The following is a 9,641-nucleotide window of genomic DNA, read 5'->3' on the forward strand; positions in this document are numbered from 1 at the left end:
TTTACCCGCGAAGAGGCCAGCCCTGCCTACATCAGAAGCCCAGGCGATCGCGCAGGCTGTAGTACCAGGCGCCAATGGCGCTGAACGGCACGCGCAGCATCTGGCCACCCGGGAACGGGTAGTGCGGCAGGCCGGCGAAGGCGTCGAAACGCTCGGCCTGGCCACGCATGGCCTCGGCCAGCACCTTGCCCGCCAGGTGGGTGTAGGTCACGCCGTGACCCGAGCAGCCCTGGGAGTAGTAGATATTGTCGCCGATACGGCCAACCTGTGGCAGACGCGACAGGGTCAGCAGGAAGTTGCCGGTCCAGGCGTAGTCGATCTTCACATTTTTCAGTTGCGGGAAGGCCTTGAGCATCTTCGGACGGATGATCGCCTCGATGTTGGCCGGGTCACGCGCGCCGTACACCACGCCACCACCGAAGATCAGGCGCTTGTCGCTGGTCAGGCGGTAGTAGTCGAGCAGGTAGTTGCAATCCTCGACGCAGTAGTCCTGCGGCAGCAGGGTGCGCGCCAGGTCGTCGCCCAGCGGTTCGGTGGTGATCACCTGGGTGCCGCATGGCATGGACTTGCTGGCCAGCTCCGGCACCAGGTTGCCCAGGTAGGCGTTGCCGGCGACGATGATGAACTTGGCGCGGACCTTGCCCTGCGGGGTGTGCACCACCGGGTTGGCGCCGCGCTCGATGCGTACGGCCGGGGTTTGCTCATAGATGATGCCGCCCAGCGACTCGACCGCAGCGGCTTCGCCCAGGGCCAGGTTCAGCGGGTGGATGTGGCCGCCGCTCATGTCCAGCATGCCGCCCACATAGTTGTCGCAGGCGACCACTTCGCGGATGCGCTTCTGGTCCATCAGCTCCAGTTGGTTGTGGCCGAAGCGTTCCCACAGGCGCTTTTGCGACTCCAGGTGGCCCATCTGCTTGCTGGTGAGGGCAGCGAACACGCCACCGTCCTTCAGGTCGCACTGGATGTTGTACTTGGCCACGCGCTCACGAATGATGCGCCCGCCTTCGAAGGCCATGTGGCCCAGCAGCTGGGCCTGCTTGGGGCCGACGGTGCGCTCGATGACGTCGATGTCGCGGCTGTAGCTGTTGACGATCTGGCCGCCGTTGCGGCCCGATGCGCCGAAGCCGACCTTGGCTGCTTCGACGATGCTCACCTTGAAGCCGTTCTCCAGCAGGAACAGGGCGCTGGACAGGCCGGTGTAGCCGGCGCCGATGATGCACACATCGGTTTCCACCTCACCCTGCAGCGCCGGACGTGGCGGCACCGGGTTGGCCGAGGCGGCGTAGTAGGACTGGGGGTAGGGGGTGTTAGCCATGCTGCAGGAACCTCGTGTTTTATATTTTTAACGAATGTACCGATGCTATCAATAATAATAAACACCCGCTAGTCGTCCGTTGAAAATCCTTTACTCGGTCCCCGCCAGCGCACTTTTCTATAAAGAGTTTAAGATTCAGTAAGTTAGCGCGAAAAAAAGTGTTGACAGGGTTTTTGGAATGGGTAGAATGCGCACCACACGACAGGCACATAGCTCAGTTGGTTAGAGCACCACCTTGACATGGTGGGGGTCGTTGGTTCGAGTCCAATTGTGCCTACCAAATCGAAGAAGGGGTGATCCGCAAGGGTCACCCCTTTTTTCATTGGGTTCTCGCGGCCTGGTGCTGCGCGGCAGCCCCTTATGCACGAATTCGCAAAGTTTTTGATTTTTCTGAAAAAACGCTTTACAGGTACGCATTTGATCACTAATATGCGCACCACACGACAGGCACATAGCTCAGTTGGTTAGAGCACCACCTTGACATGGTGGGGGTCGTTGGTTCGAGTCCAATTGTGCCTACCAAATCGAAAAAGGGCGATCAGTAATGATCGCCCTTTTTGCTGTGCGCATGAAGCAGCGTGTAACGTTTGGTCGCGGTTCGGGGCATTGCCCGGCGTGCTAGAATCCGCCCCTTCGAATCTGGAGGTACACGCGTGCGCAAACTGGCTGTGGTAATGGCAGTGCTCGCCCTGGCGGGCTGTGAGAACGAAGTCGAAGGCGTGCACAAGCAGGTGGCCGAACACCTGCACAACCCTAAGACCGCCAAGTTCGGCAACGTGCGGATCGACACCCAAGGCACCATCTGCGGCCAGGTTCGTGGCAAGGATGATGCCGGGCAGTACGAGGCCTACCGCAGCTACGTGGCCATCAAGCGCGATGGCCAGTACGAAATCATCGTCGACGACAGCGGCAACAACCTGCGCATCCGCGAGATGTGCGGCGGCGCCGAGCTGCAGCGCCGCGCCGAGGCCCTGGCTGGCCAGCCGGCCCCGCAAGGCTGGGATGTGGAAGTGATCCAGGGTGCCAACATGGGCGCGCTCAGCGACATGACCGCACGCCTGATCGAAAAGGGCATCCCGTCCTCGGTGGAGTACCGCGACGGCAAGCCGGTGGTGCTGATGGGGCCATTCCCCACCCGTGAGGAAGCCGAAGCGCGCAAGGCCGAGGTGATGGCCAAGCTGGGTACCGATTCGGTGGTGATTCAGCACGGCGCAGCGCGCTGAAAACTCTGTGTGAGTGGGGCTGTAGGAGCGGCCTTGTGTCGCGACGGGCTGCGAAGCAGCCCCACAGAATCTGCTGTGATGCCGAAATCCCGGGGCTGCTTCGCAGCCCGTCGCGACGCAAGGCCGCTCCTACAGGGCGTGCGCCAGCTTCCGGATTTCGAGCAGTCACACGCGCGCTAGACATTGTCCGCACAGTTTTGGCTATGCTTGTCAGGAAGAAGCCGAACGGGGAGGGCCTCATGTCTACACTGGAGCGGGCCATTGCCGTGGCCGCCAGGGCGCATGAAGGGCAATACGACAAGGGTGGGGCCGCTTATATCCTCCACCCGCTACGCGTGATGATGCGGGTATCCACAACCGAACAACGGATTGTCGCGGTGCTGCACGATGTGATCGAAGACACCCCGCTGACCCTGTCCGACCTGGCGCGCGAGGGTTTCGCGCTGAAAATCCTTGCCGCCTTGCTGGCGCTCAGCCGCCGTGAGGGCGAGGCCTACCAGGACTTCGTGGTGCGCCTGGGCGGTGACCCGCTGGCGCGCACCGTCAAGCTGGCCGATCTGGCCGACAACAGCGACCTTTCGCGCATCCCGTGCCCAGGCCCCACCGACCTGGCGCGGCTGGCGCGTTACCGCGAAGCCAGCGCCTACCTGCAGGCCTTGGCTTGAGGCTGAATGCAGTCAGTCTTCCTTCGGTACCGTCCAGAAAATCTGCACGCCGCCATCGTCGCGGTGGGCGAGGGTGACGTTATCGTTTTCGGCGATTTCCTCTAGCAGGGTTTCCCAATCTTCCGGGGTTTCCTGCTCCAGACGGAAAATCAACGCCGCACGGCTGCGCTGGGCAGTGGGGCTGTTGATGATTTTCTGAATGCGCATACCCAGTTGTTCATAGCTGCTTGGGGTGGCGGAGGCGGTGCTGGACACAAGTGTTTCCTTGTTTTTGCTGTATGCGCATACAGTATTTCACTGTAAGTAATTTCGCAACAGTCAGACAGCAAACGCCCCGCCTGGGCAGCGGGGCTGTTTGCATTTCAGGGGGCAGCTGGCGATCAGTACTCCCAGAAGATCCGCTGCAGCTCCTTGCTGTCCTGGGTCCTGGTCATCGCTACCATCGCCAGAATCCGCGCTTTCTGCGGGTTCAGGTCATGGGCCACGACCCAGTCGTTCTTGTCATCCGGCTGCTCGGCGTTGCGCAGCACGAAGCCACCCTGGTTGACGTGCGATGAGCGAATGATCTGCACGCCGTTCTTGCGCAGCTCCTGCAGCGCTGGCACCACCCGCGACGACACCGAGCCGTTGCCGGTACCGGCATGGATCAGGGCCTTGGCACCATTCTGCGCCAGTGCCTTGTAGGCGGTGTCGGTGACGTTGCCATAGCCATAGGCGATATCCACCTGCGGCAGGCTGCTGATCTGCTTGATGTCGAACTCGGAGTTGACCGTGTGGCGCTTGGCCGGCAGGCGGAACCAGTACGACTTGCCTTCCACCACCATGCCCATCGGGCCCCAGGCGCTCTTGAAGGCTTCGGTCTTGATGTTCACTGCCTTGCTGACATCGCGCCCGGACTGGATCTCGTCATTCATGGTCACCAGCACGCCCTTGCCGCGCGACTGCTTGTCGCTGGCCACGGCCACGGCGTTGTAAAGGTTGAGCATGCCGTCGGCGGACATGGCGGTGCCCGGGCGCATCGAACCGACGACCACGATCGGCTTGTCGGTCTTTTCCACCAGGTTGAGGAAGTAGGCGGTCTCTTCCAGGGTGTCGGTGCCGTGGGTGATGACGATACCGTCGACGTCCTTGCTTTCGGCGAGTTCGGCAACGCGTTTGCCCAACTTGAGCAGGTCGTCGTTGGAGATGCTCTCAGAGGCGATCTGCATGACCTGCTCGCCGCGTACGTTGGCCAGGTCGGCCAGCTCCGGTACGCCGGCGATCAGCTTGTCGACGCCCACCTTGGCGGCCTGGTAGGTGGCGCTGTTGGCGGCGCTGGCACCAGCGCCGGCAATGGTGCCGCCGGTGGCGAGGATGACCACGTTGGCCAGCTTCTGCTGGGTTTCAGCCTCTTTGGCCGAAACGGTGGCTGGAATGGCCAGCAGCACGGCGAGTGCGCTGGGGGCGAAGATTTTCAGTGCGGCATTCATCGTTATTGTTCTCTCTCTTCCTAATGAGATGGTTGTTTTGTCGCACAGGGTGCAAGGCAGGTTTCGTACCAGTTGCGCGCACGGCCCTTGTGGGAGCGGCCTTGCGTCGCGAAAGGGGCGCGTAGCGGCCCCGGATTCCGGCGCAACAACACACATTGCCGGGGCCGCCTTGCGGCCCTTTCGCGACACAAGGCCGCCCCCACCTGAAGGTGCGTCCCATTCGAGATTCCGAACAAACGTAGGAAAAGACGTTCGGCTTTTCGGAAAAAATCCGGATAAACTGCGCCAAGCTCGACTTGACCTCCGACAGCCAAACGGATTTGACAAACCCCGGTCCTGTTTCCATAGTTAGGCAACGCAAACGTTTGCGATCCGACAAAAAACACAAGATTCGGAGTCATCGTCCATGAAACTGCCGTTCCCCGGTCGTCTGCTGGCCCTCGCGGTCATTTCCTCGCTGTCCTTGGCCCTGCCATTTTCCCCCGCCCACGCCGAAGACAAGCCCAAGGTCGCCCTGGTCATGAAGTCGCTGGCCAACGAGTTCTTCCGCACCATGGAAGACGGTGCCAAGGATTACCAGAAAGCCCACGCCGATGAATTCGAACTGATCGCCAACGGCATCAAGAACGAGACCGACACCGGCGAGCAGATCCGCATCGTCGAGCAAATGGTCAACGCGGGCGCCAAGGCCCTGGTCATTGCCCCGGCCGACTCCAAGGCGCTGGTATCGGCGGTGAAGAAGGCCATGGACCAGGGCGTGGTGGTGATCAATATCGACAACCGCCTGGACCCTGAACTGCTCAAGAGCAAAGGCATCAGCGTACCCTTCGTGGGCCCCGACAACCGCAAGGGCGCGCGCCTGGTGGGTGACTACCTGGCCAACGAGAAGCTCAAGGCCGGCGACCAGGTCGGCATCATCGAAGGCGTGCCGACCACCACCAACGCCCAGCAGCGTACCGCCGGCTTCAAGGACGCCATGGACGCCGCGCAGATCAAGATCGTTTCGGTGCAGAGCGGCAACTGGGAAATCGACAAAGGCAACGCCGTCGCCGCCTCCATGCTCAACGAATACCCCGACCTGAAAGCCCTGCTGGCCGGCAACGACAGCATGGCCCTGGGCGCGGTGTCGGCCGTGCGTGCCGCCGGCAAGACCGGCCAGGTGCAAGTGGTGGGCTACGACAACATCAACGCCATCAAGCCGATGCTCGCCGACGGCCGTGTGCTCGCTACCCTCGACCAGGCGGCCAGCCAGCAGGCGGTGTACGGCATCCAGGCGGCGCTGAAAATGGTCAAGGGCGAGAAACCCGACGTGGATGCCGACAACGTCATCCAGACCCCGGTCCAACTCATCACCAAACCCTGATCGCTGGCAGGAGAAACGGCCATGCCTGCATCGGCCAACGAAGTAGTGCTCGCCGCCAGCGGCCTGGGCAAGACCTACGCCCAGCCCGTGCTCGGCGAGGTCAGCCTGAACCTGCGTGCCGGCGAAGTGCTGGCCCTGACCGGCGAGAACGGCGCGGGCAAAAGCACCCTGTCCAAGCTCATCAGTGGGCTGGAAACCCCCACCACCGGGCACATGCGCTACCGCGGCCAGGCCTACGCGCCTGGCAGCCGCAGCGAGGCTGAGCGCCTTGGCGTGCGCATGGTCATGCAGGAACTCAACCTGCTACCCACGCTGACCGTGGCGGAAAACCTGTTCCTCGACAACCTGCCCGGCCGCTTCGGCTGGATCAGCCAAAAGCGCCTGCGCCAACTGGCCACGGCCGCCATGGCCCAGGTCGGCCTCGACGCCATCGACCCGGACACCCCGGTCGGCGAGCTGGGCATCGGCCACCAGCAGATGGTCGAGATCGCCCGCAACCTGATTGGCGACTGCCATGTGCTGATCTTTGACGAGCCCACCGCCATGCTCACCGCGCGCGAAGTGGAGCTGCTTTTCACCCAGATCGAGCGCCTGCGCCAACGTGGCGTGGCCATCGTCTACATCTCCCATCGCCTGGAAGAACTGCAGCGCGTGGCCCAGCGCATCGTCGTGCTGCGCGACGGCAAGCTGGTGTGCGACGAGCCGATCCAGCGCTACAGCAGCGCCGAACTGGTCAACCTGATGGTCGGCCGCGAGCTGGGCGAGCATATCGACCTGGGCCGCCGGCAGATCGGCGCGCCGCTGCTCAAGGTCGACAAGCTCAGCCGTGCCGACAAGGTGCGTGGAGTGTCGTTCGAGGTCAGGGCAGGGGAGATCTTCGGCATCTCCGGCCTGATCGGTGCCGGCCGTACTGAGCTGTTGCGCCTGATCTACGGCGCCGACCGTGCCGACAGCGGCAGCATCGCCCTCGGCCAGCCACCGCAGGTGGTCACCATCGACTCGCCCAAGGCTGCCGTGCAGGCCGGTATCGCGCTGATCACCGAAGACCGCAAAGGCGAGGGCCTGCTGCTGACGCAGTCGATCAGCGCCAATATCGCCCTGGGCAACCTCGGCGCGGTATCACGGGCCGGGGTGCTCGATGGCGAAGCCGAAGCGGCATTGGCCGAACGCCAGATCCAGGCCATGCGCATTCGCAGTGCCGGCCCGCAGCAGGTGGTGGGCGAGCTGTCTGGCGGCAACCAGCAGAAGGTGGTGATCGGCCGCTGGCTGGAGCGCGACTGCCAGGTGCTGCTGTTCGACGAGCCCACCCGTGGCATCGACGTCGGCGCCAAGTTCGACATCTATGGCCTGCTGGCCGAGCTGGCGCGCCAGGGCAAGGCCCTGGTGGTGGTGTCCAGTGACCTGCGCGAGCTGATGCTGATATGCGACCGCATCGCCGTGCTGTCGGCCGGTCGCCTGATCGACACCTTCGAGCGGGACCATTGGAGCCAGGACCAGTTGCTGGCCGCGGCCTTTGCCGGTTATCAGAAACGTGACGCACTGCTGCATGAAGCAGCTCCCAGGATGGATGCATGAAAACCACCCCGCTCGACAGCCAAGGCGCCGCACCGGTGCGCCGCAGTGGCACCTATCTTGGCCTGGGTACCTACCTGGGCCTGGCCGGCGCCTTGCTGGCGATGATCGTGCTGTTCTCGTTCCTCAGCAGCCATTTCTGGTCGTACAACACCTTCAGTACCCTGGCCAACCAGATCCCCGACCTGATGGTACTGGCGGTGGGCATGACCTTCGTGCTGATCATCGGCGGCATCGACCTGTCGGTGGGCTCGGTACTGGCGCTGGCGGCCTCCACGGTCAGCGTGGCGATCCTCGGCTGGGGCTGGGGCGTGCTGCCTTCGGCCCTGCTGGGCATGGCCGTGGCGGCACTGGCCGGCAGCATCACCGGCGGCGTCACCGTGGCCTGGCGCATTCCGTCGTTCATCGTTTCGCTCGGGGTGCTGGAAATGGCCCGCGGCCTGGCCTACCAGTTCACCGACTCGCGCACCGCCTATATCGGCGATGCCTATGCCTGGTTCTCCAACCCCATCGCATTCGGCATCTCGCCGGCGTTCATCATCGCCTTGCTGGTGATCGTGCTGGCCCAGTTGGTGCTGACCCGTACGGTGTTCGGCCGCTACCTGATCGGCATCGGCACCAACGAAGAGGCCGTGCGCCTGGCAGGCATCGACCCGCGCCCGTACAAGGTGCTGGTGTTCGCCCTGATGGGCCTGCTCGCCGGCCTGGCCGCGCTGTTCCAGATCTCGCGCCTGGAAGCCGCCGACCCCAATGCCGGCTCCGGCCTGGAGCTGCAGGTGATCGCCGCCGTGGTGATTGGCGGCACCAGCCTGATGGGCGGGCGCGGCTCGGTCATCAGCACCTTCTTTGGCGTGCTGATCATTTCGGTGCTGGCCGCAGGGCTGGCGCAGATCGGTGCCAGCGAACCGACCAAACGCATCATCACCGGGGCGGTGATCGTCATCGCCGTGGTGCTCGACACTTACCGTAGCCGGCGTGCAGGCCGGCGGAACTGAAAACATGGCAACCATCAAAGACGTCGCGGCACTGGCGGGCATTTCCTACACCACCGTGTCCCATGTGTTGAACAAGACCCGGCCGGTCAGCGAGCAGGTGCGGTTGAAAGTCGAAGCCGCCATCGCCGAACTCGACTACGTACCCAGCGCCGTGGCCCGCTCGCTGAAGGCGCGCAGCACGGCCACCATCGGCCTGCTGGTACCCAACAGCGTCAACCCGTACTTCGCCGAGCTGGCGCGGGGCATCGAAGACGCCTGCGAACGCAACGGCTACTGCGTGATCCTGTGCAACTCCGACGACAACCCGCAAAAGCAGCGCAGCTACCTGCGCGTGCTGCTGGAAAAGCGCATCGACGGCCTGGTAGTGGCTTCGGTAGGGCAGGACAGCGACCTGCTGCAAAGCCTGGCTGGTGTGCGCACGCCCATGGTGATCGTCGACCGTGAACTGGACGGTGTCGATGCCGACCTGGTGCGCATCGACCACGAGCAGGGCGCCTTCCTGGCCACCCAGCACCTGCTGGAACTTGGTCACCATGACATCGCCTACATCGGCGGCCCCGCCGAGACCGGTGTGACCCAGCTGCGCCTGAGCGGCTTCCGCCGCGCCATGGCCGAAGCCGGTGTGCCGGTGCGCAACGACCGCGTGCTGCACTGCGATTTCACCAGCCCCGGCGGCCATGCAGCCGCAGGCCGGCTGCTGGAGGGCAAGCGACCTACGGCGATTTTTGCCGGCAACGACATGATCGGCTTCGGTGTGTTGCGTGCCGCGGCCGAACGCAATATCAACGTGCCCGGCGAGCTGTCGGTGATCGGCTTCGACGACATCGAGCTCAGCCGTTACGTGTACCCACCGTTGACCACGGTGGGCCAGTCGATTCGCGAGCTGGGCGAGAGCGCCGCGTCGCTGTTGCTGGCGCGTATCGGCACCCCCCGCCAGGGCGCGGCAGAGCAACGCATCGTCGCCCCGCGCATTGTGCTGCGCGAGTCCACCGGGCCGCGCCCGGACCTGTTCAACGATTACCGCTGATGCTAAGGAAAT

The 9,641-nt window shown here is 63.6% G+C and carries 9 protein-coding genes and 2 tRNA genes; 8 read left to right on the forward strand and 3 right to left on the reverse strand.

Features of this window, described 5'->3' with window-relative positions:
* Nucleotides 1–31 precede the first annotated feature (31 nt).
* Nucleotides 32–1,315 (reverse strand): NAD(P)/FAD-dependent oxidoreductase, encoded by a 1,284-nt coding sequence (locus RR51_RS26600; RefSeq protein ID WP_039615246.1) that lies wholly within the window; start codon nucleotides 1,313–1,315, stop codon nucleotides 32–34.
* 203 nt (nucleotides 1,316–1,518) lie between these two features.
* Here RR51_RS26600 and RR51_RS26605 point away from each other — a divergent pair.
* The 4 genes from RR51_RS26605 (at nucleotide 1,519) to RR51_RS26620 (ending at nucleotide 3,203) form a co-directional block, all read left to right on the forward strand.
* A tRNA-Val gene (locus tag RR51_RS26605) sits at nucleotides 1,519–1,595 on the forward strand.
* A 165-nt stretch (nucleotides 1,596–1,760) separates the two neighbouring features.
* Nucleotides 1,761–1,837 (forward strand) — tRNA-Val (locus tag RR51_RS26610).
* A gap of 131 nt (nucleotides 1,838–1,968) precedes the next feature.
* The gene (locus RR51_RS26615) at nucleotides 1,969–2,538 is read left to right on the forward strand and encodes an SPOR domain-containing protein (protein ID WP_003260952.1); all 570 of its coding nucleotides are present in this window, start codon (nucleotides 1,969–1,971) and stop codon (nucleotides 2,536–2,538) included.
* 239 nt (nucleotides 2,539–2,777) lie between these two features.
* A complete protein-coding gene (locus RR51_RS26620) occupies nucleotides 2,778–3,203 on the forward strand; it encodes an HD domain-containing protein (protein ID WP_003260953.1) in 426 nt (141 codons plus the stop codon).
* 12 nt (nucleotides 3,204–3,215) lie between these two features.
* On the opposite strand, the gene RR51_RS26625 is transcribed toward RR51_RS26620, so the two are convergent.
* Together RR51_RS26625 and RR51_RS26630 are read right to left on the reverse strand one after the other, a co-directional pair.
* Entirely contained in the window at nucleotides 3,216–3,458 is a 243-nt protein-coding gene (locus tag RR51_RS26625; protein ID WP_003260955.1) for a DUF1654 domain-containing protein, read from the reverse strand.
* Between the two features lie 125 nt (nucleotides 3,459–3,583).
* Nucleotides 3,584–4,672: an asparaginase gene (locus RR51_RS26630; RefSeq protein WP_024086733.1), complete on the reverse strand. Its 1,089-nt coding sequence runs from the start codon at nucleotides 4,670–4,672 to the stop codon at nucleotides 3,584–3,586.
* A gap of 406 nt (nucleotides 4,673–5,078) precedes the next feature.
* Between RR51_RS26630 and RR51_RS26635 the strand changes: the two genes are divergently transcribed.
* Genes RR51_RS26635 through RR51_RS26650 form a run of 4 tightly spaced genes read left to right on the forward strand, consistent with a single transcriptional unit; the run spans nucleotide 5,079 to nucleotide 9,629 of the window.
* Nucleotides 5,079–6,035, forward strand: coding sequence for a sugar ABC transporter substrate-binding protein (locus RR51_RS26635; protein ID WP_013971996.1), 957 nt, complete (start codon nucleotides 5,079–5,081; stop codon nucleotides 6,033–6,035).
* A gap of 21 nt (nucleotides 6,036–6,056) precedes the next feature.
* The gene (locus tag RR51_RS26640) at nucleotides 6,057–7,610 is read left to right on the forward strand and encodes a sugar ABC transporter ATP-binding protein (RefSeq protein WP_039615247.1); all 1,554 of its coding nucleotides are present in this window, start codon (nucleotides 6,057–6,059) and stop codon (nucleotides 7,608–7,610) included.
* The gene (locus RR51_RS26645; RefSeq protein ID WP_015269786.1) at nucleotides 7,607–8,602 is read left to right on the forward strand and encodes an ABC transporter permease; all 996 of its coding nucleotides are present in this window, start codon (nucleotides 7,607–7,609) and stop codon (nucleotides 8,600–8,602) included. The genes RR51_RS26640 and RR51_RS26645 overlap by 4 nt, the downstream gene beginning before the upstream one ends.
* A gap of 4 nt (nucleotides 8,603–8,606) precedes the next feature.
* The gene (locus RR51_RS26650; RefSeq protein ID WP_015269787.1) at nucleotides 8,607–9,629 is read left to right on the forward strand and encodes a LacI family DNA-binding transcriptional regulator; all 1,023 of its coding nucleotides are present in this window, start codon (nucleotides 8,607–8,609) and stop codon (nucleotides 9,627–9,629) included.
* Nucleotides 9,630–9,641 lie beyond the last annotated feature (12 nt).

The organism is Pseudomonas sp. C5pp (assembly GCF_000814065.1).
In the GTDB taxonomy this organism is placed as follows: domain Bacteria; phylum Pseudomonadota; class Gammaproteobacteria; order Pseudomonadales; family Pseudomonadaceae; genus Aquipseudomonas; species Aquipseudomonas asiatica.

Excerpts from the sequence above, each read along its gene's own strand:
- RR51_RS26600 (WP_039615246.1), bottom strand. The coding sequence starts at position 1,315 with ATGGCTAACACCCCCTACCCCCAGTCCTACTACGCCGCCTCGGCCAAC.
- RR51_RS26620 (WP_003260953.1), top strand. The coding sequence starts at position 2,778 with ATGTCTACACTGGAGCGGGCCATTGCCGTGGCCGCCAGGGCGCATGAA.
- RR51_RS26630 (WP_024086733.1), bottom strand. The coding sequence starts at position 4,672 with ATGAATGCCGCACTGAAAATCTTCGCCCCCAGCGCACTCGCCGTGCTG.
- RR51_RS26635 (WP_013971996.1), top strand. The coding sequence starts at position 5,079 with ATGAAACTGCCGTTCCCCGGTCGTCTGCTGGCCCTCGCGGTCATTTCC.
- RR51_RS26640 (WP_039615247.1), top strand. The coding sequence starts at position 6,057 with ATGCCTGCATCGGCCAACGAAGTAGTGCTCGCCGCCAGCGGCCTGGGC.
- RR51_RS26645 (WP_015269786.1), top strand. The coding sequence starts at position 7,607 with ATGAAAACCACCCCGCTCGACAGCCAAGGCGCCGCACCGGTGCGCCGC.
- RR51_RS26650 (WP_015269787.1), top strand. The coding sequence starts at position 8,607 with ATGGCAACCATCAAAGACGTCGCGGCACTGGCGGGCATTTCCTACACC.